General features: G+C 56.8%; 19 protein-coding genes. 11 read left to right on the top strand and 8 right to left on the bottom strand.

The window, feature by feature from the left end; translation table 11 throughout:
- Positions 1-50: 50 nt before the first annotated feature.
- On the top strand, positions 51-593 hold the full coding sequence (gspB, locus tag ROR01S_RS13295) for a type II secretion system assembly factor GspB (protein ID WP_048024048.1): 543 nt from the start codon (positions 51-53) through the stop codon (positions 591-593).
- Positions 594-633: 40 nt separating this feature from the next.
- Here the strand turns inward: gspB and gspS are convergent, their stop codons facing one another.
- Positions 634-1008 (bottom strand): type II secretion system pilot lipoprotein GspS, encoded by a 375-nt coding sequence (gspS, locus tag ROR01S_RS13290; protein WP_032716589.1) that lies wholly within the window; start codon positions 1006-1008, stop codon positions 634-636.
- Positions 1009-1619: 611 nt separating this feature from the next.
- Between gspS and mrcB the strand changes: the two genes are divergently transcribed.
- The 5 genes from mrcB (at position 1620) to fhuB (ending at position 10328) form a co-directional block, all read left to right on the top strand.
- Positions 1620-4172 carry a bifunctional glycosyl transferase/transpeptidase gene (gene mrcB / locus ROR01S_RS13285; RefSeq protein WP_004858069.1) on the top strand — a complete coding sequence of 851 codons (2553 nt, stop codon included), beginning with the start codon at positions 1620-1622 and terminating at the stop codon, positions 4170-4172.
- A gap of 229 nt (positions 4173-4401) precedes the next feature.
- A complete protein-coding gene (fhuA, locus tag ROR01S_RS13280; protein WP_015585113.1) occupies positions 4402-6615 on the top strand; it encodes a ferrichrome porin FhuA in 2214 nt (737 codons plus the stop codon).
- A 46-nt stretch (positions 6616-6661) separates the two neighbouring features.
- Positions 6662-7459: a Fe3+-hydroxamate ABC transporter ATP-binding protein FhuC gene (fhuC, locus tag ROR01S_RS13275; protein ID WP_004858074.1), complete on the top strand. Its 798-nt coding sequence runs from the start codon at positions 6662-6664 to the stop codon at positions 7457-7459.
- The gene (gene fhuD / locus ROR01S_RS13270; protein WP_064359570.1) at positions 7459-8349 is read left to right on the top strand and encodes a Fe(3+)-hydroxamate ABC transporter substrate-binding protein FhuD; all 891 of its coding nucleotides are present in this window, start codon (positions 7459-7461) and stop codon (positions 8347-8349) included. Before fhuC ends, fhuD begins: the two co-directional genes overlap by 1 nt.
- Positions 8346-10328 carry a Fe(3+)-hydroxamate ABC transporter permease FhuB gene (gene fhuB / locus ROR01S_RS13265; RefSeq protein WP_064359569.1) on the top strand — a complete coding sequence of 661 codons (1983 nt, stop codon included), beginning with the start codon at positions 8346-8348 and terminating at the stop codon, positions 10326-10328. Before fhuD ends, fhuB begins: the two co-directional genes overlap by 4 nt.
- A 75-nt stretch (positions 10329-10403) precedes the next feature.
- Here the strand turns inward: fhuB and hemL are convergent, their stop codons facing one another.
- Positions 10404-11684: a glutamate-1-semialdehyde 2,1-aminomutase gene (gene hemL, locus ROR01S_RS13260; RefSeq protein ID WP_004858082.1), complete on the bottom strand. Its 1281-nt coding sequence runs from the start codon at positions 11682-11684 to the stop codon at positions 10404-10406.
- Positions 11685-11862: 178 nt separating this feature from the next.
- Here hemL and clcA point away from each other — a divergent pair, with 178 nt between their 5' ends.
- Together clcA and erpA are read left to right on the top strand one after the other, a co-directional pair.
- On the top strand, positions 11863-13281 hold the full coding sequence (gene clcA, locus ROR01S_RS13255) for a H(+)/Cl(-) exchange transporter ClcA (protein ID WP_015585111.1): 1419 nt from the start codon (positions 11863-11865) through the stop codon (positions 13279-13281).
- A gap of 81 nt (positions 13282-13362) precedes the next feature.
- Complete coding sequence (gene erpA, locus ROR01S_RS13250; protein ID WP_004858085.1) at positions 13363-13707, top strand: iron-sulfur cluster insertion protein ErpA; 345 nt, start codon at positions 13363-13365, stop codon at positions 13705-13707.
- Positions 13708-13764: 57 nt separating this feature from the next.
- Here the strand turns inward: erpA and ROR01S_RS13245 are convergent, their stop codons facing one another.
- The 3 genes from ROR01S_RS13245 to mtnN form a co-directional block, all read right to left on the bottom strand.
- The gene (locus ROR01S_RS13245; protein ID WP_015585110.1) at positions 13765-14388 is read right to left on the bottom strand and encodes a TRIC cation channel family protein; all 624 of its coding nucleotides are present in this window, start codon (positions 14386-14388) and stop codon (positions 13765-13767) included.
- 142 nt (positions 14389-14530) lie between these two features.
- Positions 14531-15328 carry a vitamin B12 ABC transporter substrate-binding protein BtuF gene (btuF, locus tag ROR01S_RS13240; protein WP_064359568.1) on the bottom strand — a complete coding sequence of 266 codons (798 nt, stop codon included), beginning with the start codon at positions 15326-15328 and terminating at the stop codon, positions 14531-14533.
- Positions 15321-16019 (bottom strand): 5'-methylthioadenosine/S-adenosylhomocysteine nucleosidase, encoded by a 699-nt coding sequence (gene mtnN, locus ROR01S_RS13235; RefSeq protein ID WP_004858091.1) that lies wholly within the window; start codon positions 16017-16019, stop codon positions 15321-15323. The genes btuF and mtnN overlap by 8 nt, the downstream gene beginning before the upstream one ends.
- Before the next feature lie 84 nt (positions 16020-16103).
- Between mtnN and dgt the strand changes: the two genes are divergently transcribed.
- The 3 genes from dgt (at position 16104) to ROR01S_RS13220 (ending at position 20540) form a co-directional block, all read left to right on the top strand.
- Positions 16104-17618 carry a dGTPase gene (gene dgt / locus ROR01S_RS13230; RefSeq protein ID WP_048024042.1) on the top strand — a complete coding sequence of 505 codons (1515 nt, stop codon included), beginning with the start codon at positions 16104-16106 and terminating at the stop codon, positions 17616-17618.
- Positions 17619-17752: 134 nt separating this feature from the next.
- Entirely contained in the window at positions 17753-19192 is a 1440-nt protein-coding gene (gene degP, locus ROR01S_RS13225) for a serine endoprotease DegP (protein ID WP_004858096.1), read from the top strand.
- Positions 19193-19382: 190 nt separating this feature from the next.
- Positions 19383-20540, top strand: coding sequence for a CdaR family transcriptional regulator (locus tag ROR01S_RS13220; protein WP_004858098.1), 1158 nt, complete (start codon positions 19383-19385; stop codon positions 20538-20540).
- Between the two features lie 90 nt (positions 20541-20630).
- On the opposite strand, the gene ROR01S_RS13215 is transcribed toward ROR01S_RS13220, so the two are convergent.
- The 3 genes from ROR01S_RS13215 to glnD form a co-directional block, all read right to left on the bottom strand.
- Entirely contained in the window at positions 20631-21020 is a 390-nt protein-coding gene (locus ROR01S_RS13215) for a DUF3461 family protein (RefSeq protein ID WP_004858100.1), read from the bottom strand.
- A 107-nt stretch (positions 21021-21127) separates the two neighbouring features.
- Positions 21128-21952: a 2,3,4,5-tetrahydropyridine-2,6-dicarboxylate N-succinyltransferase gene (dapD, locus tag ROR01S_RS13210; RefSeq protein ID WP_004858103.1), complete on the bottom strand. Its 825-nt coding sequence runs from the start codon at positions 21950-21952 to the stop codon at positions 21128-21130.
- Positions 21953-21987: 35 nt separating this feature from the next.
- Entirely contained in the window at positions 21988-24651 is a 2664-nt protein-coding gene (gene glnD / locus ROR01S_RS13205; RefSeq protein ID WP_004858104.1) for a bifunctional uridylyltransferase/uridylyl-removing protein GlnD, read from the bottom strand.
- Positions 24652-24681 lie beyond the last annotated feature (30 nt).

Raw genomic sequence — 24681 nt, 5'->3', positions numbered from 1 at the left:
TAGCCCGGCAGACATTGCCGGGCTATTGTTTTATGGGGAAAGGAGAGAGCGTGATCGTTTCTGATGACAAAGCGTGCCGTTTGCCCGCGTCAATTGCGCATGAGGGCGAACCGCCGGTGGTGGTTGGACGCATGGTGCAGGTGCCGTATCCGATTGTGCCACTCTATGCCGCGCTGCTGATTGCCCTCGGCTGGTTTGCGGGCGAGCAGTGGCGCAATCCCCCTGTAACATCAGCATTGGTTGTGCCGGCGGCGCATGCGGCACTGGTGCCAATGGCTTCCTCGGCGCAAAAAAAGGTTAAGCCGGTCGCCGCCCCGGAACCTGAGAAAGCGAAACCCGAGGCTATCGTCGATGACGATAATCTGCCGGCGCTGCGCTATAGCGCGCATGTCTACGCGTCCTCGGCGGAGAAACGCAGCATCGTGTTAAATGGTCAGTCCTGGAAAGAGGGGGAGTCGCCGCTGCCGAATCTGGTGATTGAGCAAATTCAGCAGGATGTCACGCTATTCAGTTTTAACGGTAAGACATTTACCCTTGCGGCTCTCGACGACTGGCCGGGAGGCATTATTGAAGATAGCCCTCAAGGGGAATAAAGCGGTGCGAAATAATAAACAACAGGGCTATTTCGTCATTTTATTGACTGCGTAAACTATCAATAAAGGGCGCCAGCTGGCGATTAAACTGGCTGCATTTGGTGGTTTCCGGCGTACTGTCCTGCTGCAGTTGCTGATACATTTGCGTGCTGCGCTGGTTGAGCGTGGCGTAATCAATATTACTCCATCCTCTCTTTTTGCCAACATTCCATGCCGCGCGGTCGATAGCGTCATCGGAAGGAAGATCGCTACGGCTGCATTTATTTTTCAGATAACGCGCGCCGGCGGCCACGGAAGAGAGCTGTTCCAGCTGCGCTTCGTTGCTGATGGCGGGGCTGAGCGTAGACGAACGGTTCTGCTGGCAACCCGCGAGAACGGCAATCATGAGCAGCGGAAATATAACGGAAGTTCGCATAATATATTAAAGGGATCGGGTTAACTGAAGGACAGTTTAACAAATATTTTCATGCTGTCATCAGGAAATATTATTATAGATATTTGTTAAGGCGCTCCCGTTTTTATCGTCAAATGGCTTAATGTTTCTCTTTACTTCTTGCCAGAATATTTCTTGTCACACTCAGAATATAATATTCAATCCGCGCTGAGGTTTTTGTTTTTTATCGTGGCAGAGGTCCTCAGACAGACCGCTGAGACGATGAACGGCGGAGAATATTTTTTATGTTATTAAAAAACATAATATTTTCGCTTTTGTTACGTCGTGAGGGAGTAAAATGCTGGTTAAGCCTGTCCCGGTTTAGTGCTATCCTGTGTCACCTGGACTATTTGTGCTATGTCCCAAAATTCTCGTCAGGCGATGCGTATAACATGATGATTTATATTATGAATTCTCCAGGAGTACATAAACATACATCATGACCGCGCCCTGAGACGCGAAGTGCTGTGATACCGAGGTCGTGGCCTGCGGGTTGAGACCTCCGGGCGTGAATTTGAGAGATATCTTCTTCCTCTTTCAAGAGGAAGTATTGAGAATCAGGCTTTTACGCCTGAAAGTTGCGGAGAAAAAGCATGGCGGGAGATGACCGCGAGCCTATCGGACGTAAGGGAAAGCCCTCGCGTCCGGCAAAACAAAAAGTGACTCGTCGTCGGGTCCGGGATGAGGACTACGACGATGATTACGACGATGATGATTATGAGGATCAAGAGCCGATGCCGAAGAAAGCAAAAGGCAAAGGTAACAAGCCTCGCCGTAAACGTACCTGGCTATGGCTACTGTTCAAGCTAGGGATCGTGGTCGCGGTGCTGGTTGCCGCTTACGGTGTCTACCTCGATCAGAAAATCCGTAGCCGTATCGACGGCAAAGTCTGGGAGCTTCCGGCGGCGGTCTATGGCCGGATGGTTAACCTCGAACCGGATATGCAGATCAGCAAAAATGAGATGGTGCGTCTGCTGAATGCCACGCAGTACCGCCAGGTCAGCGCGATGACGCGTCCGGGCGAGTACACCGTGCAGGCCAACAGCATTGAGATGATCCGTCGTCCGTTTGATTTCCCTGATAGTAAAGAAGGGCAGGTGCGTGCACGCCTGACCTTTGACGGCGATCATCTGGAAACGATTGAGAATATGGAGAACAACCGCCAGTTCGGCTTCTTCCGTCTCGATCCGCGGCTGATCACGATGCTGCAGTCGGCAAATGGCGAACAGCGTCTGTTTGTCAAGCGCAGCGGTTTCCCGGACCTGCTGGTGGATACGCTGCTGGCGACCGAAGACCGTCACTTCTATGAACACGACGGGATCAGCCTGTACTCGATTGGTCGTGCGGTGCTGGCGAACCTGACGGCCGGGCGCACGGTGCAAGGGGCCAGTACGCTGACCCAGCAGCTGGTGAAAAACCTGTTCCTTTCCAGCGAGCGTTCTTACTGGCGTAAAGCGAACGAAGCCTATATGGCGCTGATCGTTGATGCGCGTTACAGCAAGGATCGTATCCTTGAGCTGTATATGAACGAGGTATACCTCGGTCAGAGCGGCGACAACGAAATTCGCGGCTTCCCGCTGGCGAGCCTCTATTACTTTGGCCGCCCGGTCGAAGAACTCAGCCTCGACCAGCAGGCGCTGCTGGTCGGGATGGTGAAAGGGGCATCGATTTACAACCCGTGGCGTAATCCGAAGCTGGCGCTGGAACGACGCAACCTGGTGCTGCGTCTGCTGCAGCAGCAGAACGTGATCGATCAGGAGCTGTATGACATGCTGAGCGCGCGTCCGCTGGGCGTGCAGCCGCGCGGCGGCGTGATCTCTCCACAGCCGGCATTTATGCAGATGGTTCGTCAGGAGCTGCAGGCGAAACTGGGCGATAAGGTGAAAGATCTCTCCGGCGTGAAGATCTTTACTACCTTTGACTCCGTTGCGCAGGATGCGGCAGAAAAAGCGGCGACCGACGGCATTCCGGCCTTGAAGAAACAGCGTAAGCTGCCGGATCTGGAAACCGCGATGGTGGTCGTTGACCGCTTTACGGGCGAAGTGCGGGCGATGGTCGGCGGTGCGGAACCGCAGTTTGCCGGTTACAACCGCGCGATGCAGGCCCGCCGTTCAATCGGTTCTCTGGCGAAGCCAGCGACCTATCTGACGGCGCTGAGCTTGCCGAACCAGTATCGCCTGAACACCTCGATTGCCGATGCACCGATCTCCATCCGTCTGCCAAACGGTCAGACCTGGTCCCCGCAGAACGACGATCGTCGCTTTAGTGGTCAGGTGATGCTGGTGGATGCGTTGACGCGCTCGATGAACGTGCCGACCGTTAACCTCGGGATGGCGCTGGGCCTGCCGGCGATAACCGACACCTGGGTCAAACTGGGCGTGCCGAAAGATCAGCTGCACCCGGTACCGGCGATGATTCTCGGGGCGTTGAACCTGACGCCGATCGAAGTCGCGCAGGCGTTCCAGACCATCGCCAGCGGCGGTAACCGCGCGACGCTTTCGGCGCTGCGTTCGGTCATTGCCGAAGATGGTACCGTGCTGTATCAGAGCTATCCGCAGGCAGAGCGTGCGGTGCCGGCGCAGGCGGCGTACATGACGCTGTGGACCATGCAGCAGGTTGTGCAGCGCGGTACCGGCCGTCAGCTTGGCGCGAAGTATCCGGGCCTGCATCTGGCAGGGAAAACCGGGACCACCAACAATAACGTCGATACCTGGTTTGCCGGTATTGACGGCGGTCAGGTGACCATTACCTGGGTGGGTCGCGATAACAACCAGCCGACGAAACTCTACGGTGCCAGCGGCGCCATGTCTATTTACCAGCGCTATCTGGCTAACCAGACGCCGACGCCGCTGGTGTTGACGGCACCGGAAGACGTGGTGGATATGGGCGTGGACAGCAATGGCAACTTCGTGTGTAGCGGGGGGATGCGTTCGCTTCCGGTCTGGACAACCACGCCGGATGCGCTGTGTCGCCAGGGCGAGCAGATGCAACAGCAGCAGCTGGAGCAGCAGCAGCAGAACAATCCGTTCAATCAGTCCGGACAGCAGCAGCCGGCGCAACAACAGCAGCAACAGCAACAGCCCGCGAAGCAGGAAAAGAGCGATGGCGTAGCAGGCTGGATTAAGGATATGTTCGGCGGTAACTGATCGTCGTCACCAGGCCCTCTGATACAGATGTATCAGAGGGCCTTTTTATTTCTGCACATTACTTAACAGTCACTTAACCCCACAATAACTGCCTGGTTATTATTTCATCCTTCAGTCTTCAGCGCGGGGCATACCACTTGCCTTGTATTCTGCGTTTCGCCTATTATGTCAACGGTCATAATAATAATTCTCGTTTACGTTATCATTCACTTTCATCAGAGATATACCCATGGCGCGTCCAAAAACTGCTCAGCCAAATCACTCGCTGCGTAAAATCGCAGTCGTAGTAGCCACGGCGGTTAGCGGCATGTCTGTCTATGCGCAGGCAGCAGTTGAACCGAAACAAGAAGAAACCATCACCGTTATCGCGGCACCTGCCGCGCAAGAGAGTGCCTGGGGCCCGTCGCCCACGATCGCGGCGAAACATTCGGCAACTGCGACCAAAACCGATACCCCGATTGAAAAAACACCGCAGTCTGTCTCCGTCGTCACCCGTGCCGAGATGGACATGAAGCAGCCGACGACGGTGAAAGAGGCGCTGTCCTATACGCCGAGCGTCTTCTCCACCCGCGGCAGCTCTACCACCTATGATGTGGTGACCATTCGCGGCTTCACGACCTCCACAACGGTCAATACCAACCAGTATCTGGACGGCATGAAGCTGCAGGGGAATAACTATTCAGAAGTGTCGATGGACCCTTACTTCCTTGAACGTGTGGAAGTGATGCGTGGGCCAACATCGGTGCTGTACGGCAACAGCAACCCTGGCGGCATCGTCAGTATGGTGAGCAAGCGTCCGACGACCGAACCGCTGAAAGAAATTCAGTTCAAAATGGGTACCGATAATCTGTGGCAGACCGGTTTTGACTTCAGTGATGCCATCGATGATAACGGCGTATGGTCGTATCGACTGACCGGTTTAGGCCGCAGTCAGGATGCGCAGCAGCAGATGGCGAAATCGACTCGCTACGCGGTCGCGCCCTCCTTCAGCTGGCGTCCGGATGATAAAACCGACTTCACTTTCCTGAGCAACTTCCAGAACGATCCGTATGCCGGTTACTACGGCTGGCTGCCTCGCGAAGGGACCGTGGTGCCGTATTACGATGCCAACGGCAATGCCCATAAGCTGCCGACTGATTACAACGAAGGCGAGCCGGATAACAAGATGTCCCGCCGTCAGCAGATGGTCGGCTACAGCTTCTCGCATCAGTTCGATGACACCTTCACGGTGCGTCAGAACCTGCGCTATACCGACGTGAAGACGCTGTATCGCTCCGTTTACGGTAACGGCTATTCGGCTCCGGGCCAAATCAACCGCGCCTATGTGCGTTCTGATGAACATCTCAATACGTTCACCGTTGATACGCAGCTGCAGTCTGATTTTGCCACCGGCGCGGTTAACCATACGTTGCTGACCGGCGTTGATTATTCGCGCATGCGTAACGATGTGAATGCGGAATACGGTTCTGCCGATTCAATCAGCATGAACAATCCGCAATACGGTAATGCGAACGTCAACGTGAACTTCCCCTACGCGGTGCTGAACCGCATGGAGCAGACCGGCCTGTATGCTCAGGACCAGATGGAGTGGGACAAATGGGTAATGACGCTGGGCGGCCGCTATGATTACGCCATGGCTTCGACCCTGACGCGCTCTTCTAACGATCTCGCGGAAAACCACGATCAGCAGTTTACCTGGCGTGGTGGTATTAACTATCTGTTCGATAACGGCATCTCTCCGTACTTCAGCTATAGCCAGTCCTTCGAACCGGTTTCCGGCTCTTCCCGCGAAGGCAAGCCGTTCGATCCTTCTCGCGGCGAGCAGTATGAAGCGGGCGTGAAATACGTCCCGAAAGATATGCCGGTGGTGGTGACCGCGGCAGTCTATCAGCTGACCAAAGACAAAAACCTGACCGCGGATCCCAACGATCCGTACGGAATTTATAGCATTCAAACAGGTGAAATTCGCTCACGCGGCTTTGAGCTGGAAGCAAAAGCAGCGGTCAATGCCAATATCAACCTGACGGCGGCCTATAGCTATACCGATGCGGAGTACACCGAAGACACCGTATTCAAAGGCAAACGTCCGGCGGAAGTTCCGCGCAACATGGCGTCGCTGTGGGCGGATTATACCTTCCACGAGAGCGCGCTGAGCGGTCTGACGGTCGGGGCCGGGGCGCGTTATATCGGCTCGACGGTGAGCTACTACAAAAATGATACCGACACCGGGAAGAAAAACGACTCCTTCAACGTGGCCGGCTATGCATTGATGGATGCCACGGTGAAATACGATCTGGCGCGTTTTGGTCTGCCAGGATCGTCTGTGGGGATCAACGTGAACAACCTGTTCGATCGTGAGTACGTATCCAGCTGCTACAGCGAATACGCGTGCTACTGGGGCGCAGGACGTCAGGTTATTGCGACCGGAACCTTCCGCTTCTAATCACTTACCGGGCGCGGTTCGCCGCGCCGTTCACCAGGTCGCCGCTATGCAGGAAAACTCTCCGCACTCTGATACCACGTTTTCGTTGAATCGCGTTACCTTTCGCGTACCTGGCCGTACGCTGCTGCATCCTCTCTCCTTAACTTTCCCGGCGGGAAAAGTGACGGGGCTGATTGGCCATAATGGCTCCGGCAAATCCACACTGCTGAAAATGCTCGGCCGTCATCAGCCGCCGTCGGAAGGCGATGTGCTGCTGGACGGGCAGCCTCTGGACAGCTGGAGCAGCAAGGCCTTTGCCCGTAAAGTGGCCTATCTGCCGCAGCAGCTGCCGCCGGCGGAAGGGATGACCGTGCGCGAGCTGGTGGCCATCGGCCGCTATCCGTGGCACGGCGCGCTGGGGCGTTTCGGTGCCGCCGACCGGGAAAAAGTTGAAGAGGCGATTGCGTTGGTCGGCCTTAAGCCGCTGGCGCACCGGCTGGTTGACAGCCTGTCAGGCGGTGAGCGCCAGCGGGCGTGGATTGCCATGCTGGTGGCGCAGGACAGCCGCTGTTTATTGCTGGATGAACCTACCTCGGCGCTGGATATTGCCCATCAGGTGGATGTCCTGGCGCTGGTGCATCGTTTGAGTCAACAGCGCGGGTTAACGGTGATCGCCGTTCTGCACGATATCAACATGGCTGCCCGTTACTGTGATTATCTGGTCGCGTTACGTGGTGGGGAGATGATTGCTCAGGGCACGCCCGCGCAGCTGATGCGCAGCGAAACGCTGGAGCAAATTTACGGTATTCCGATGGGTATTCTGCCGCATCCGGCGGGTAGCGCGCCGGTAAGCTTTGTCTATTGATGGAAAAGACCCCTTTCATTACCCGTCGCCGTCTGCTGGCGGCGATGGCCCTGTCGCCCCTGCTGTGGCAGATGCGCGGCGCCCAGGCCGCAAGCTTCGATCCGCAGCGTATTGTGGCGCTGGAGTGGCTGCCGGCAGAACTCCTGCTGGCGCTTGGCGTGACGCCCTACGGCGTGGCCGATATCCCGAACTATAACCTGTGGGTGAATGAACCGGCGCTGCCTTCCTCGGTGATTGATGTCGGGCTGCGTACGGAGCCGAATCTTGAGCTGCTGACGCAGATGAAACCGTCGTTTATCGTCTGGTCGGCCGGATATGGGCCGTCGCCAGAGAAGCTGGCGCGCATTGCCCCGGGACGGGGATTCACCTTCAGCGACGGTAAACGACCGCTGCAGATGGCGCAGCAATCTCTCAACGAGATGGCCGAGCTGATTGGCCGGCAGCAGGCGGCGAAGCGCCATCTGGCGGAATTTGACGCGCTGATGGAGAATCTGCGCCCGCGTTTCGCCCGCCGTGGCGATCATCCGCTGCTGATGATCACCTTGCTCGATCCCCGCCATGTCCTGGTTTTCGGCAATAATTGTCTGTTTCAGGAGGTGCTCGATCGCCTGGGGATTAAAAATGCCTGGCGCGGTGAAACCGCCTTCTGGGGCAGCGTCAGCGTGGGAATCGATCGACTGGCCGCCTACAAAGAGACCGATGTTATCTGCTTCGACCACGGTAATCGTGCCGAAATGAGCCAACTGATGAGTACGCCGCTCTGGCAGGCGATGCCGTTTGTCCGCGAAGGGCGCTTCCAGCGCGTGCCGGCTGTCTGGTTCTACGGTGCGACGCTGTCGGCAATGCATTTTGCCCGCGTGCTGGCGGATGTCCAGGGAGGTGAGGCATGAGATCGCGACTGTCTCCTCTGGCGGCACTGCTGCTGACGGTGCTGGCGATGACCGCATTTGCGCTCAGCTTCTTGAATCTCCAGGCGGCGTTGCCGCAGCACGAGTGGCGCCAGGCGCTGTGGCAGCCGGATATCGACAATATCGCTCAGATGTTGTTCCACTACAGCCTGCTGCCGAGACTGGCGGTGTCGCTGCTGGTTGGCGCGGGGCTCGGACTGGTGGGCGTGCTGTTCCAGCAGGTGCTGCGCAACCCGCTGGCGGAACCGACCACCCTCGGGGTCGCGACCGGCGCTCAGCTGGGGATGACGGTGACGACGCTGTGGGCGATTCCCGGCGTACTGGCGTCGCAATTCGCCGCACTGGCGGGGGCCTGTCTTGTCGGGGCGCTGGTTTTCGGCGTCTCGTGGGGAAAACGGCTGTCGCCGGTAACCCTGATTCTTGCCGGTCTGGTGGTCAGTCTGTACTGCGGGGCGCTGAACCAGCTGATGGTTATTTTCCATCACGATCAGCTGCAAAGTATGTTCCTGTGGAGCACCGGTACGCTGACGCAAACCGACTGGAGCGTGGTGCAACGGCTGTGGCCGCAGCTGCTCGGCGGCCTCATGTTAACGTTGCTGCTGCTGCGTCCCCTCACGCTGATGGGGCTGGATGATGGCGTGGCGCGTAATCTCGGACTGGCGCTCTCTCTGGCGCGTCTGGCCACGCTGACGCTGGCGATCGTTATCAGCGCGTTGCTGGTGAATGCGGTGGGGATTATCGGTTTTATCGGCCTGTTTTCGCCGCTGCTGGCGAAAATGCTCGGCGCGCGTCGTCTGCTGTCGCGTCTGCTGCTGGCGGCGGTGATTGGCGCGCTGATTCTCTGGCTGTCAGACCAGATCATTCTGTGGCTGACCCGGGTATGGCGGGAAGTGTCCACCGGTTCCGTGACGGCGCTGATCGGCGCGCCGCTGCTGCTGTGGCTGCTGCCGCGCTTGCGCAGCATCAGTGCGCCGGTGATGAATGCCGGCGATAAAGTGCTGGTGGAACGGCAAAACGTACGGGGATTTGCGTTTGGCGGTTTGCTGATCCTGCTGCTGGCGCTCCTCGTCGCCCTGGCCTTTGGGCGGGATGCGCAGAGCTGGCACTGGGCGAGCGGCACGCTGCTGGATCAACTGATGCCGTGGCGCTGGCCGCGGGTGTTCGCCGCGCTGTTCGCCGGGGTGATGCTGGCGGTCGCGGGGTGTATTATCCAGCGCCTGACCGGTAACCCGATGGCCAGCCCGGAAGTGCTGGGCATCAGCTCCGGCGCAGCTTTTGGTATTGTCCTGATGCTGTTTTTCGTTCCCGGCAACGCTTTCGGCTGGCTGCTGCCGGCCGGTAGCCTGGGGGCGGCGGCGACGCTGCTGGTGATCCTGGTGGCTGCCGGGCGCGGCGGTTTCTCGCCGCACCGGATGCTGCTGGCGGGGATGGCTCTCAGCACCGCCTTCACTATGCTGTTGATGATGCTGCAGGCCAGCGGCGATCCGCGCATGGCGCAGATTCTGACGTGGATTTCCGGCTCGACTTACGGCGCCACGCCGGAGATGGTCGTTCGGAGCGGGATGGCGATGGTGCTGCTGCTGATTCTGGTGCCGCTGTGTCGGCGCTGGCTGACGATTCTGCCGCTGGGTGGTGAAGCCGCACGCGCGGTAGGTATCGCGCTGACGCCGTCGCGGGTCGCTCTGCTGCTGCTGGCCGCTGGCCTGACGGCGGCCGCCACGCTGACTATCGGCCCGCTGAGTTTTGTTGGCCTGATGGCGCCGCATATTGCGCGGATGATGGGATTCCGCCGGACGATGCCGCAGATGGTGATGGCCGGGTTGATCGGCGGGTTGCTGCTGGTCTTTGCCGACTGGTGCGGGCGAATGATGATGTTCCCGTATCAGATCCCCGCAGGTCTGCTGTCGACCTTTATCGGCGCGCCGTACTTTATTTATCTGCTGAGGAAACAGAGCCGATAATTTTCCCCGGTGGCGCTTCGCTTACCGGGGCGACAAAAACGCAGGCCGGGCAAGCTTGCGCTGCCCGGTCTTGAATTACAGCTTCGCAAACGCCTTACGGGCGGCGGCGATGGTATCGTTGATATCATCAGGGGTGTGGGCAATCGACATAAAGCCGGCCTCAAACGCCGATGGCGCCAGATAGACGCCTTCTTCCAGCATCAGATGGAAGAAACGCTTAAAGCGTTCAACGTCGCACTTCAGCACATCCTGATAGCAGGTGACCGTTTCGGCATCGGTAAAGAAGAGGCCGAACATGCCGCCCACATTATTCACCACCAGCGGAATGCCCGCTTCGCGCGCGGCATCCAGCAGCCCTTGAGAGAGCTGATTGGTTAAATCGGTCAGCGTTTCGTGGACGCCCGGCTGGGCGACTTCGCTCAGGCAGGCAAAACCGGCCGCCATGGCGATCGGGTTACCAGACAGGGTTCCGGCCTGATACACCGGGCCGGTCGGGGCCAGGGCATCCATCACATCGCGACGACCGCCAAATGCGCCGACCGGCATACCGCCCCCGATGATCTTGCCCAGACAGGTCAGATCCGGAACCACGTCGTAGTATGACTGCGCGCCCGCCAGCGCCACGCGGAAGCCGGTCATCACTTCATCGATAATCAGCAGCGCGCCAAATTCGTCGCACAGCGCGCGCAGGCCCGGCAGGAACGCCGGTAGCGGCGGGATGCAGTTCATGTTGCCGGCTACCGGCTCCACGATGATGCAGGCAATCTCTTGCGGATATTGCTCAAACGCGGCGCGAACGGAGGCCAGATCGTTATAGGTGCAGGTCAGGGTATGTTTAGCAAAATCAGCCGGTACGCCCGGTGAGTTCGGCTGGCCCAGGGTCAGCGCGCCGGAGCCCGCTTTCACCAGCAGACAGTCGGCGTGGCCGTGATAGCACCCTTCAAATTTGATGATTTTGTCACGGCCGGTAAAGCCACGGGCCAGGCGAATGGCGCTCATCGTCGCTTCGGTACCGGAGTTCACCATCCGCACCATATCCATCGTTGGGACCAGTTCGGTCACCAGCTCCGCCATTTTGACTTCCATTTCCGTCGGCGCGCCAAAGCTCAGGCCGCGCTCCGCGGCTTCAATCACCGCATTGCGAATGGCCGGATGGTTATGGCCCAGTACCATGGGGCCCCAGGAGCCGACATAATCGATATACGCTTTACCGTCGACATCGTACAGCCTGGCGCCGTCGGCGCGTTCGATAAACAGCGGTGTACCGCCGACGCCGCTAAAGGCGCGGACCGGCGAGTTCACGCCGCCGGGGATGAGTTCACGTGCGGCGCTATAGAGTGTTTCAGATTTGCTCATTGCCATGATCCTGGTTCGTGATAAATGTTTTGCTGGTTATTCTAAGTTATTCCAGGATAGTTATGAAAGTTTTGCCCAATTGAAACAAAGCGCAGCAGGTGCATTTTTCCCGCGACGTAGGACGTTCAGAAGGCTAAAATGTCCCCTTCGTATTTGTATGACTATTGACGATAAGAGTATGAAAACAGAAGCCTCTACTTTTGAAGCAAAACAAATCGTGCGCTTGCGTCGTGGCGATGTGGTACGTCGATTAGTTCAACGTGACAAAACGCCGCTGGCGGTGCTGCTGATGGCCGCGGTGGTCGGCACGCTGGCCGGGCTGGTGGGGGTCGCCTTTGAAAAGAGCGTCAGCTGGGTGCAGAACATGCGCATCGGTTCCCTGGTGCAGGTGGCGGATCACGGGTTCCTGATTTGGCCGCTGGCTTTTATTTTATCTGCGTTGCTGGCGATGGTGGGCTATTTTCTGGTGCGTCGTTTCGCGCCGGAGGCAGGGGGATCCGGCATACCGGAGATCGAAGGGGCGCTGGAAGAGCTGCGTCCGGTTCGCTGGTGGCGAGTGCTGCCGGTAAAATTTATCGGCGGGATGGGGACGCTGGGCGCCGGTATGGTGCTCGGTCGCGAAGGGCCAACGGTACAGCTGGGCGGCAACGTCGGGCGAATGGTGCTGGATATTTTCCGCATGCGCAGCCCCGAAGCGCGCCACACGTTGCTGGCCACCGGGGCCGCGGCGGGGCTCTCTGCGGCATTTAACGCGCCGCTGGCGGGGATTTTATTCATTATCGAAGAGATGCGCCCGCAGTTTCGCTACAACCTGATTTCGATTAAAGCCGTCTTTACCGGCGTGATTATGTCGAGCATTGTGTTCCGTATCTTTAATGGCGAATCGGCGATTATTGAGGTCGGCAAGCTGAGCGATGCGCCGGTGAATACGCTGTGGCTGTACCTGATCCTGGGGATGATTTTTGGCTGCGTTGGCCCGCTGTTTAATAGCCTGGTGCTGCGCACCCAGGATATGTTCCAGCGTATTCATGGCGGCAATACGAAAAAGTGGGTACTGATCGGCGGGCTAATTGGCGGAATGTGCGGCGTTCTCGGGCTGATTCAACCGGCGGCGGCAGGAGGCGGTTTTAACCTGATTCCGATTGCTGCGGCGGGCAACTTTTCCGTTGGCCTGCTGCTGTTTATCTTTATCGCCCGCGTGATAACCACGTTACTCTGTTTCTCCTCCGGGGCGCCCGGCGGCATTTTTGCGCCGATGCTGGCGCTGGGAACCTTGCTGGGAACCGCCTTCGGGATGGCCGTCACGCCGATGCTGCCGGCCTATCATCTGGATGCCGGGACCTTTGCGATTGCCGGAATGGGGGCCCTGCTGGCGGCGTCAATCCGCGCTCCGCTGACCGGGATTGTGCTGGTGCTGGAGATGACCGATAACTATCAGCTCATTCTGCCAATGATTATTACCTGTCTTGGCGCAACACTACTGGCGCAATTCCTTGGCGGTAAGCCTTTGTATTCCACGATCCTGGAGCGCACGCTGGCGAAACAGGCCGCAGAACAGGCGGCAAAAGCGCAGCAGGTTGCCGGGGAGAATACTTGAACGATTTACCAGGGTATTAGATAATGGCTCATAAGGTCGGGTTATTCTTTAACCGGTCAGAAGTATCAATGGGAGCATAAAATGAGTGATGACGTAGCGTTGCCGCTGGAGTTTACTGAAGCTGCAGCCAAAAAAGTAAAATTCCTGATTGCAGATGAAGACAATCCAAACCTGAAACTGCGTGTGTATATCACCGGTGGTGGTTGCAGTGGTTTTCAGTACGGCTTCACCTTTGACGATCAGGTTAACGAAGGCGATATGACCATCGAAAAACAGGGCGTCGGCCTGGTGGTCGATCCGATGAGCCTGCAGTATCTGGTCGGCGGTGCCGTCGACTACACTGAAGGCCTGGAAGGCTCGCGTTTTATCGTGACCAACCCGAATGCGAAAAGTACCTGCGGCTGCGGGTCTTCATTCAGCGTCTGATCCCCGCACTGGATTCTCGCCCCGGTAGTTTTTCTCCGCCGGGGCAATTTCCCCGTTCTATCGCCCGTGATCATCGAGGGCAAAAGTCGGCAGCTTCAGATGCCAACGGATGGCCGCAAGGCGAATCATCAGCGTGACGACCATGCCCATCATCGCCGAGTTCTGCAGCGAAACATGAAAAGTGTCATAGGCCGTGGCGTGCACGATACCGCCGACAATACAGGCCGTGGCATAGATTTCCGTGCGTAAAATCATCGGAATTTCGCGCGCCAGTACGTCGCGAATGATCCCGCCGCCTACGCCGGTGACGACACCCATACAGATAGCGACCAGCGGGCCGCTGTGGGCCAGAAACGCTTTATTCACTCCGATGCCGACAAATACCGCCAGACCAACGGCATCAAGCACCGGCAATATCCATTTCGGCAGTCGGCGTGGCTGGCGCACCAGCAGAATGGTCAGCATGCTGGTGACCATCGCCACCACCAGATCAGTGGGGTCTTTTACCCAGAACACCGGGCCGTTGGCGAGCGCCATATCGCGAATGGTCCCACCGCCCACGGCGGTGACAACGCCGAGCACCAGCACGCCAAAGGGATCCATCCGGAGTTTACCGGCCAGCAATACGCCCGAGATAGCAAATACGGCGGTGCCAATAATATCCAGCCAATAGACAAGCATCGTCAGTTCTCGTTAAGCGCCCGGATCCTTAGGCTATTTTTACTCACCAAATTGCACCCGCACGGCGTCCGCCAACCGTATGTATGTCGGTTACACTGGCGTTCTCTGTAGCGGATGTCGTTATTACCCTGCGCAAACGGCGCTATTTGACCTGCCCGAGCGCCTCGCAGAGCTGTTTTGCGGCGAGGATAATACGCGGGCTTGCGCGTTCAAACCAGTCGCCATCTACTGCAATCAGGGAAATTTTTAACTGATTATGCCAGTAACGTTCAACTTCAGGGAGTCTGCTGGCATCACCGGCGATAACAATGGCCTGAGGCTGCCTTGCCAGGACCTGTTCACGACTCACCTGGGGCCAGGGAACCGGGCTGGAGGCAAAAATGTTGTCACCGCCGCACAACGTCAGCACCTGGTCCTGAATCGATCCCCGACTGCTGGTAAAAAGGGGATTGCTGCCAAACTGCAGAAAGACGCGTTTTTTCGGCGTATGTGCGTAGCGGGCTTTGAGGGCATCATAGTCGTCCTGCATTCGCTGTGCGGATGCGCGAGCCTTTTCCGGCTGCGGACTCCACTGCGCCAGCTGTCGCAGCGTCGCAATGATCTCTTCAATCGTCGCGGTATTGACCCAGAGTACCTTGATCCCCAGCGCGCTCAGTTGATTAACCTGCCGCTCGGCATTGCCGCCGCGCCATGCCAGAATCAGGTCCGGCTGCAACGCGACAATGCGTTCCAGGTTCATCCCTTGCCAGCTGGCAACCTGTTCGATACCGGCCGCTTGCGGCGGATAATCGGAATGGCTGCTGACGCCAACCGGCGTAATACCGGCGGCAAAGGCCAGTTCGGTATTGGAGGGGGATAGCGTGATAACCCGCGGCGCGGCGAAGAGCCACGCCGGGGTAAGCAGCAGAGCGGCAAGCGCCCGTTTTAGCGACTTAGCCACGCGCCAGCGTCTGTACCAGTTTTTCCACCATCAGCGTGGACTGTTTGGCGGCAACGGTGAGGAACTCATCAAAGCTCAGGTGAGACTGCTGATCCGCCACGTCGGAAATCGCGCGTACCACCACGAACGGCACGCCGAAGTTGTGGCAAACATGGGCAATCGCCGTTGCTTCCATTTCAACCGCTACAGCCTGCGGGAAGTTGTGGCGGATTTTCGCCAGCCCGACCGAGCCGTTGATGAAGGCGTCACCGCTGACGATCAGGCCGCGCACCGCGTGCAGATTCAGCGCTTCGATGCAGCTTTGCGCGGCGGCAATCAGCTTATCGTCGGCTTTGAAGCCTGCCGGGCAGCCTGGCAGCTGGCCATACTCATAACCAAAGGCGGTGACGTCGGCATCGTGGTAGCGGGTCTCGTCGGAGATGACGATGTCGCCGACTTTCAGCGTCGACGCCAGTCCGCCTGCGGAGCCGGTGTTGATAATCACGTCCGGCTTGCAAATCTCCAGCAGCAGGGCCGCGCCCATCGCTGCCGCCACTTTGCCAATGCCTGATTTTAACAGGGCGACATCGGTGCCGTTCAACTGGCCGGTGTAGATTTCGCTCCCGCCATGGGTCAGAGTCTGACGGTTTTCGATTTTGTCGCGCAGAAGGGTAACTTCTTCTTCCATAGCGCCAATAATGCCGATTTTCATAGATTTACTCGCGATGTGTCAGGTTTAGTTGCATAGTCTATCATGCACTCAAAGGGAAACGTTATTGCTCGCGCGGGAGAGGCCATGGCAAAGATTGATTTTCGCAACAAGATTAACTGGCGTCGGCGCTACCGCTCGCCGCAGGGGGTCGAAACGGAACGTGAGATCCTGCGTATTTTTGAAAGCGATCGCGGGCGCATTATCAACTCGCCGGCAATCCGCCGTTTACAGCAAAAAACCCAGGTCTTCCCGCTGGAACGTAATGCCGCGGTGCGGACTCGTTTAACCCACTCCCTTGAAGTTCAGCAGGTGGGACGCTATATCGCCAAAGAGATCCTCAGTCGCCTGAAAGAGCAGCGTCTGCTGGAAGCCTATGGGCTGGATGAACTCACCGGACCGTTTGAGAGCGTGGTGGAAATGGCCTGCCTGATGCATGACATCGGCAATCCGCCGTTCGGCCATTTTGGCGAGGCGGCGATTAATGACTGGTTCCGTCAGCGGCTCGCGCCTGACGATGCCGCCGGCGCGCCGTTAGCGCAGGATCGTTGTACGGTGGAGGCGCTCCGTTTGCAGGAGGGCGCTGACGAACTGAATGTGCTGCGGAGCAAAGTTCGTCAGGATCTGTGCTGGTTTGAAGGCAACGCGCAGGGTATTCGCTTAGTGCATACCCTGATGCGGATGAATCTGACCTGGGCGCAGGTTGGCTGCATTCTAAAATATACGCGCCCGGCGTGGTGGCGGGGAGAACTTCCCTCCAGCCACAGTTATTTAATGAAGAAGCCTGGTTATTATTTAGCCGAAGAGGGCTATATTGCGAGGTTGCGTAAAGAACTGGAGCTGGCTCCTTACAATCGTTTTCCTTTGACCTGGATTATGGAGGCGGCGGACGATATCTCATATTGTGTGGCCGATCTTGAGGATGCGGTAGAAAAACGTATTTTCAGCGTAGAACAACTTTATCAGCTGCTTCACGAGGCGTGGGGGCAGCATGAAAAAGGTTCTTTATTTTCGCAAGTGGTAGAAAATGCCTGGGATAAATCGCGCGCGAATTCTCTGAGTCGAAGTACAGAAGATCAGTTCTTTATGTATTTACGGGTCAACACGCTGAATAAACTGGTGCCGTATGCGGCACGCCGGTTTATCGATAATTTACCGAAGATCTTTGCCGGTGATTTTAATCATGCGCTGCTTGAGGACGATAGCGACTGCAGTCAGCTGCTGGAACTATATAAAAACGTTGCGATAAAACATGTGTTTAGTCATCCAGACGTTGAGCAGCTGGAATTACAAGGCTATCGGGTGATTAGCGGTCTTCTGGATATCTATGAGCCGCTGTTAAAATTATCGCTGGAGGAGTTTAGCTTATTAGTGGAGAAAGAGCGGGTGAGGAGCTTACCTATCGCCTCGCGCTTGTTCCAGAAACTTTCGACGCGTCATCGGCTGGCCTATGTTGAAGCAGTAAATAAGGTTTCGCGCGATGCTGAAGAATTTCCGGTGATGGAATATTATTATCGCTGCCGTCTGATACAGGACTATATCAGTGGGATGACGGATTTGTATGCATGGGATGAATATCGACGCTTGATGGCGGTGGAATAAGTACAGGTTTTGTAAAGACGAACAATAAATTTTTACTTTTTCCAGATGCTTAATTCCGGAACTTAGCGCGATAAAATGACTCTGATAGTCACATACATAGCAATTTGCATTATCTAAAATCGAGATTGAGACATATGAAAAAAACCACGTTAGCAATGAGTGCACTGGCTCTGAGTTTAGGTCTGGCGTTATCCCCGCTCTCTGCGAGCGCGGCAGAAACGTCCTCTTCGGCCTCAAGTACACAGCAAATGCCAAGCCTGGCCCCGATGCTGGAAAAAGTGATGCCGTCGGTTGTCAGCATTAATGTTGAAGGCAGCACAACGGTCAACACTCCGCGGATGCCGCGTAACTTCCAGCAGTTCTTTGGTGATAATTCACCGTTCTGCCAGGATGGTTCGCCGTTCCAGAGTTCTCCGTTCTGTCAGGGCGGTGGACAGGGCGGCGGGGCGCCGGGTGATGGCGGTCAGCAGCAGAAATTTATGGCGCTGGGCTCCGGGGTGATCATCGATGCGGCTAAAGGCTATGTCGTGACCAATAACCACGTTGTGGATAATGCGACCACGATTAAAGTACAGCTGAGCGACGGACGTAAGTTTGATGCCAAAGTCGTTGGCAAAGATCCGCGTTCCGATATTGCGCTGATCCAGATTCAGGATCCGAAAAATCTGACGGCGATTAAGCTGGCAGATTCCGATGCGCTGCGCGTCGGTGACTACACCGTCGCGATCGGTAACCCGTTTGGTCTGGGTGAAACCGTCACTTCGGGTATTGTCTCCGCGCTTGGCCGTAGCGGCCTGAACGTTGAAAACTACGAAAACTTTATCCAGACCGATGCGGCGATCAACCGCGGTAACTCCGGCGGTGCGCTGGTTAACCTGAACGGCGAACTGATCGGGATTAATACCGCGATCCTGGCGCCGGACGGCGGCAATATCGGTATCGGTTTTGCCATCCCGAGTAACATGGTCAAAAACCTGACCGAGCAGATGGTCAAGTATGGCCAGGTGAAACGCGGCGAGCTGGGTATTATGGGGACCGAGCTGAACTCTGAACTGGCGAAAGCGATGAAGGTCGATGCGCAGCGCGGTGCCTTCGTCAGCCAGGTTATGCCGGGTTCTGCGGCGGCGAAGGCCGGTATCAAAGCCGGTGACGTGATTACCTCGCTGAACGGTAAGCCTATCAGCAGCTTCGCGGCGCTGCGTGCGCAAGTCGGTACTATGCCTATCGGTAGCAAAGTCCAGCTGGGACTGGTACGCGACGGCAAAGCGGTCAATGCGACCGTCGAACTGCAGCAGAGCAACCAGACTCAGGTTGACTCCAGCACCATCTTCAATGGTATTGAAGGTGCGGAAATGAGCAACAAAGGTCAGGACAAAGGTGTGGTGGTCAATAATGTGAAAGCGGGGACTCCGGCGGCACAAATTGGCCTCAAGAAAGGCGACATCATCGTCGGCGCTAACCAGCAGCCGGTGAAAAATATCGCCGATCTGCGCAAAATCTTTGATGCCAAACCTTCGGTGCTGGCGCTGAACATCCAGCGTGGCGATAGCACTATCTATCTGCTGATGCAGTAATCGCTAACGGCTAAACCAGCCCCTTCTCCTCGTTGCGGGAAGGGGCTTTTTTTTGCCCCGCTATCCGCCGCGCTTTCCTTTCTGTGACTCCACCCGCAACTCCATACTTCTCTGCCTGGCTTTATGCATATGCACAATGCGACGTTCGGCCAACTCTTTTATGCTGACCCCCTGTTGACGGGAGGGTTACATGGCTGGCTGGCATCTTGATACCAACATGGCGCAGGATATCGTTGCGCGAACGATGCGCATCATTGATACCAATATCAACGTAATGGACGCCCGCGGGCGCATTATCGGCAGCGGCGATCGCGAGCGAATTGGGGAATTGCACGAAGGGGCGCTGCTGGTGCTTTCCCAGGGGCGGGTCGTGGATATTGATGATGCGGTTGCTCGTCATCTACACGGCGTGCGTCAGGGGATTAACCTGCCTTTGCGTCTGGAGGGGGAGATCGTCGGCGTGATTGGCCTCACCGGCGAACCAGAAACGCTGCGCAAATATGGCGAGCTGGTGTGCATGACCGCCGAGATGATGCTGGAGCAGTCGCGGTTAATGCATCTTCTGGCCCAGGATAGCCGCCTGCGTGAAGAGCTGGTCATGAACCTGATTCAGGCAGAAGAGAATACGCCCGCCTTAACCGAGTGGGCGCAGCGGCTGGGCATCGATCTGAACCAGCCTCGCGTGGTCGCGATGATTGAAGTGGATAGCGGTCAGCTCGGGGTAGACAGCGCCATGGCCGAACTGCAGCAGCTGCAAACCGCCCTGACCACGCCCGATCGCAACAATCTGGTGGCGATTGTCTCACTGACCGAGATGGTGGTGCTCAAACCGGCATTCAATGCCTTTGGTCGCTGGGACGCGGAGGATCACCGCAAACGAATCGATCAGCTGATCGCCCGAATGAAAGAAAACGGCCAGCTGCGCTTTCGCGTGGCGCTGGGTAACTTCTTTACCGGCCCCGGCAGCATCGCCCGTTCCTGGCGCACCGCGCGTACCACGATGATGGTCGGCAAACAGCGGATGCCCGAGAGCCGCAGCTATTTTTATCAGGATTTAATGTTACCGGTGCTGCTCGATAGCCTGCGCGGCGGCTGGCAGGCCAATGAACTCGCCCGTCCTCTGGTCAGGCTGAAGGCGATGGATAATAACGGTCTGTTGCGGCGTACTCTACAAGCCTGGTTTCGCCATAACGTGCAGCCGCTGGCGACGTCAAAGGCGCTGTTTATTCATCGTAATACGCTGGAGTATCGCCTGAATCGTATTGCTGAACTGACGGGACTGGACCTGGGGAGTTTTGACGATCGTCTGCTGCTTTATATTGCGCTGCAGCTGGATGAACAGCGTTAGAAGATAGCCCGGATAGCGACACAGTGTCTTCTCCGGGTTGCTGTGGGTCTCTCCCCGGAAAGCATCGCCGGCCAGGGAGTGAAAACCAACTTATTTATTCCGCGTCAGTTTTTCCAGATCGGCTTCAATTTCACTGATCTTATGAGTGACGACGCTTTCCAGATGACGCAGATCGTCAAGGATCTTACGTTTGAGGTCGACTTCGGTACGATCGCGCTGGCAGATCTGATCCAGCTCATCGATAACGTAGCGCAGATTCGGGCTAATTTCCTGAACCTCTTTATACCCCTGGCCTACGCCATCTGCGACAACGGTCTTACGCTGGCGCGGGTATTTAAACTTGACGCTTTTGGCGAAGAACTCGCCTTTGTCTTTCTGAAAATAGATTTTCAGAATGTCGTTGTTGGCTTCCTGCCGCAGGCTATAGCGATCGATCTCATCAGGATTGGTAATGCCAAGACTTTTCAGATTATCGTACATAACGGTACCTTTGATATCATCATAACCTTTGAATAATTAACGAAAAGATCCATCTTCGCCAGCTTCAAATATAAAAAAAGCGGGATATCTCCCGCTTTTTATTCTGCTTAGTCGATGGTACGCAGCAGTTCGTTAATGCCGACCTTGCCGCGAGTTTTCGCATCCACTTTCTTCACGATAACGGCGCAGTACAGGCTGTACTTGCCATCTTTCGACGGCAGGTTGCCGGAAACCACCACTGAGCCCGCCGGAACGCGGCCATAATGGACTTCGCCGGTTTCGCGATCGTAAATTTTGGTGCTTTGACCCAGGTACACGCCCATGGAGATCACGGAACCTTCTTCAACGATCACGCCTTCAACCACTTCAGAGCGTGCGCCGATGAAGCAGTTGTCTTCGATGATTGTCGGGTTAGCCTGCAGCGGCTCCAGCACGCCACCGATGCCGACGCCGCCGGACAGGTGCACGTTTTTACCGATCTGCGCGCAGGAACCCACGGTGGCCCAGGTATCTACCATGGAGCCTTCATCAACGTAGGCGCCAATGTTGACGTAGGACGGCATCAGCACGGTGTTGCGGGCAATAAATGCGCCCTGACGAACCGCCGCCGGCGGAACCACGCGGAAGCCTTCTTTCTGGAAACGCGCTTCATCATAGTCAGCGAATTTCATCGGCACTTTATCGAAGTAGCGGCTTTCCGCACCGTCGATAACCTGGTTATCGTTAATACGGAAAGAGAGCAGAACCGCCTTCTTCAGCCATTGATGGGTGACCCACTGGCCATCGATTTTTTCAGCGACACGCAGCGCGCCGGAATCAAGCAGAGAAATCACCTGGTTAACCGCTTCGCGGGTTACGGTATCCACATTTGCCGGCGTGATGTCGGCGCGACGCTCAAAAGCGGACTCAATAACATTCTGTAATTGCTGCATTGTTTTACTCTTTCTCTTTACACATTAAAAGTTCGTCACCCTTTATCGTTTGGATTGAGGGCCTCTGTCAACCGTTGTTGTACTTCTTGTTGGAGCGCATTATTAAGCCCACGCCGGTCCGCCGTCGCGATTATAAATAAATCTTCTACTCGCTCACCAATTGTCGTAATTCTGGCCCCGTGAAGCGAAATATTGAGGTCGGCGAACACCTGACCCACGCGAGCCAGCAGGCCCGGCTGATCGAGCGCAATCAGCTCAAGAAACGATTTTCTGTCGGTGTGCGTTGGCAGGAAATTGACTTCGGTAACGACGGAGAAATGGCGAAGTTTCGCCGCCTGACGGCGCGGGGCCGGCGGCTGCCAGCTGCGTTGGGTGATGGTCTGTTCCAGGCCGTGGCGGATCATCTCATGGCGATCGGCGGAAAGCGGACTGCCGTCCGGCTCCAGTACAATAAAGGTATCCATCGCCATGCCGTCGCGGGTGGTAAAAATCTGGGCATCGTGAACGCTGAGGTTGCGGCGATCCAGTTCGCCACAGACGGCGGCAAACAGGTACGGGCGGTCCGGGCTCCAGATAAAAATTTCGGTCCCGCCGCGCGTGGCCTGCGAGCTGAGCAGGATCATCGGTTTGCTCAGGTCGTGTTTGAGCAAATTGCGGGCGTGCCAGGCGAGCTGGTTAGGCGTATGGCGCACGAAGTAGTTGGCGCGGCAGCGATTCCAGATTTGATGCAGCGCCTCTTCATTAATATTTTCCATCCGCAGGAGCGCCAGCGCCTGCAGCTGATGATGGCGTACCCGTTCGCGCATATCTGGCGTGCTTTGCATCCCGCGACGCAGCTGTTTTTCGGTGGCGAAATAGAGCTCGCGCAGCAGGCTCTGCTTCCAGCTGTTCCACAAGGTTTCGTTGGTCGCACAGATATCGGCGACGGTCAGGCACACCAGGTAGCGCAGGCGGTTTTCGGTTTGCACCTCTTCGGCAAACTGCTTGATGACCTCCGGATCCTGAATATCACGGCGCTGAGCGGTGACCGACATCAACAGATGATGGCGTACCAGCCAGGCCACCAGCTGGGTTTCCCGCGAGTTAAGCCCGTGCAGCTCGGCGAATTTCAGCACATCCTGGGCACCGAGGACAGAATGATCGCCGCCGCGACCTTTAGCAATATCATGGAACAGGGCGGCAATCAGAATCAGCTCCGGGTGCGTCAGGCGAGGCCACAGTTCTACGCACAGCGGGTGGCGACTGCGGGTCTCTTCTTTGGCGAAGCTTTCCAGCTTCAGCATCACGCGGATCGTATGTTCATCGACCGTATAGGCATGAAACAGGTCAAACTGCATCTGGCCCACAATATGCGACCACTGCGGCATATAGGCCCACAGTACGCTGTGGCGGTGCATCGGCAACAGCCCCCGGCTGACCGCGCCCTGGTGGCGCAACATGCTGAGGAAAATCGTGCGCGCTTCCGGGATATAGCACAGCGGCTGCGTCAGATGGCGCCGCGCGTGGCGCAGGTGGCGAAGCGTCGTGGAGTAGATGCCGGTGATGTTGCTGTTACGCACCATAATATAGAACATGCGCAGGATCGCCTGCGGTTCGCGCATAAACAGCGTATCGTCGCGCAGGTCAATCAGCGTGCCGCGCAGCTGAAAATCATCATCGATGGGCCGCGGCTTTTCATCTTCGGTGAGGGCGAGGATTGCTTCATCAAACAGCTGGAGCAGCATGTGATTCAGTTCGCTGACCCGCCGGGTGACGCGGAAAAAATCCTTCATCATGTATTCGATAGGCTGATTGCCTTCGCCTTCGTAGCGCAGTCGGCGGGCGACGCTGAGCTGGCGGTCGAATAGCAGGCGGTTATCGTAGCGGTTTAACTCGAGGTGCAGCGCAAAGCGAATCCGCCACAGCTGGTGCAGACATTCGTTAAGCTCGTTACGTTCGGCTTCGGTGAGAAAGCCGAAGCCAACCATTTCATCCAGCGAGGTGGCGCCGAAGTGGCGACGGGCGACCCACTGTAGGGTGTGGATATCTCGCAGGCCGCCAGGGCTGCTTTTCACATCTGGTTCGAGGTTATAGCTGGTGCCGTGGTAGCGCTGGTGGCGGATGTTCTGCTCTTCGACCTTGGCGGCAAAAAACTTCTCTGAAGGCCAGAAACCATCGCTGAAGATATGTTTCTGCAGTTCAAGAAACAGGGCCACATCGCCAATCAGCAGGCGAGATTCAATCAGGTTGGTCGCGACGCTAAGATCGGACAGTCCTTCCAGCAGGCACTCTTCGAGCGTGCGTACGCTGTGGCCGACCTCGAGCTTGATATCCCACAGCAGCGTCAGCAGTTCGCCCACCTTCTGCGCCTGCTCATCGGAGAGTTTTTTGCGGCTGAGAATCAGCAGGTCGACGTCGGAGAGCGGGTGCAGCTCGCCGCGGCCATACCCCCCGACCGCGACCAGCGCCAGATCGCTGACCGGACCAAAGCCAAAATCAATCCACAGGCGCTGGAGCAACTGGTCGATAAATTCGGTGCGCGCTTCGATTAGCTGCCCGGCGGCGATACCGCTATCAAACGCTTCACCCAGCCAGCGCTGGAAAATATCGAGGTGTGCCTTGATGGTGGCACAGGTCAAATCACCTTGCGGCCAGCTACCCGGATTCTCTGGCTGACCGGAGAGGGTAGGGGAGACAGTGTCAGGTAAAGAGTTGCTCATCGCGTCACCATAAGAAAATAACTATCGCCC

Source organism: Klebsiella ornithinolytica NBRC 105727 = ATCC 31898 (genome assembly GCF_001598295.1).
GTDB classification, from domain to species: Bacteria; Pseudomonadota; Gammaproteobacteria; order Enterobacterales; family Enterobacteriaceae; genus Klebsiella; species Klebsiella ornithinolytica.
The sequence above is the reverse complement of the archived record's forward strand: the minus strand, read 5'-3'. Positions and strand labels throughout refer to the sequence as shown.

Coding starts and splice junctions, on each gene's coding strand:
- gspS (WP_032716589.1), bottom strand. CDS start 1,008: ATGCGAACTTCCGTTATATTTCCGCTGCTCATGATTGCCGTTCTCGCG.
- mtnN (WP_004858091.1), bottom strand. CDS start 16,019: ATGAAAATCGGCATTATTGGCGCTATGGAAGAAGAAGTTACCCTTCTG.
- ROR01S_RS13245 (WP_015585110.1), bottom strand. CDS start 14,388: ATGCTTGTCTATTGGCTGGATATTATTGGCACCGCCGTATTTGCTATC.
- mrcB (WP_004858069.1), top strand. CDS start 1,620: ATGGCGGGAGATGACCGCGAGCCTATCGGACGTAAGGGAAAGCCCTCG.
- ROR01S_RS13215 (WP_004858100.1), bottom strand. CDS start 21,020: ATGTACGATAATCTGAAAAGTCTTGGCATTACCAATCCTGATGAGATC.
- erpA (WP_004858085.1), top strand. CDS start 13,363: ATGAGTGATGACGTAGCGTTGCCGCTGGAGTTTACTGAAGCTGCAGCC.
- dapD (WP_004858103.1), bottom strand. CDS start 21,952: ATGCAGCAATTACAGAATGTTATTGAGTCCGCTTTTGAGCGTCGCGCC.
- ROR01S_RS13220 (WP_004858098.1), top strand. CDS start 19,383: ATGGCTGGCTGGCATCTTGATACCAACATGGCGCAGGATATCGTTGCG.
- dgt (WP_048024042.1), top strand. CDS start 16,104: ATGGCAAAGATTGATTTTCGCAACAAGATTAACTGGCGTCGGCGCTAC.
- degP (WP_004858096.1), top strand. CDS start 17,753: ATGAAAAAAACCACGTTAGCAATGAGTGCACTGGCTCTGAGTTTAGGT.
- fhuC (WP_004858074.1), top strand. CDS start 6,662: ATGCAGGAAAACTCTCCGCACTCTGATACCACGTTTTCGTTGAATCGC.
- fhuB (WP_064359569.1), top strand. CDS start 8,346: ATGAGATCGCGACTGTCTCCTCTGGCGGCACTGCTGCTGACGGTGCTG.
- fhuD (WP_064359570.1), top strand. CDS start 7,459: ATGGAAAAGACCCCTTTCATTACCCGTCGCCGTCTGCTGGCGGCGATG.
- clcA (WP_015585111.1), top strand. CDS start 11,863: ATGAAAACAGAAGCCTCTACTTTTGAAGCAAAACAAATCGTGCGCTTG.
- glnD (WP_004858104.1), bottom strand. CDS start 24,651: ATGAGCAACTCTTTACCTGACACTGTCTCCCCTACCCTCTCCGGTCAG.
- fhuA (WP_015585113.1), top strand. CDS start 4,402: ATGGCGCGTCCAAAAACTGCTCAGCCAAATCACTCGCTGCGTAAAATC.
- hemL (WP_004858082.1), bottom strand. CDS start 11,684: ATGAGCAAATCTGAAACACTCTATAGCGCCGCACGTGAACTCATCCCC.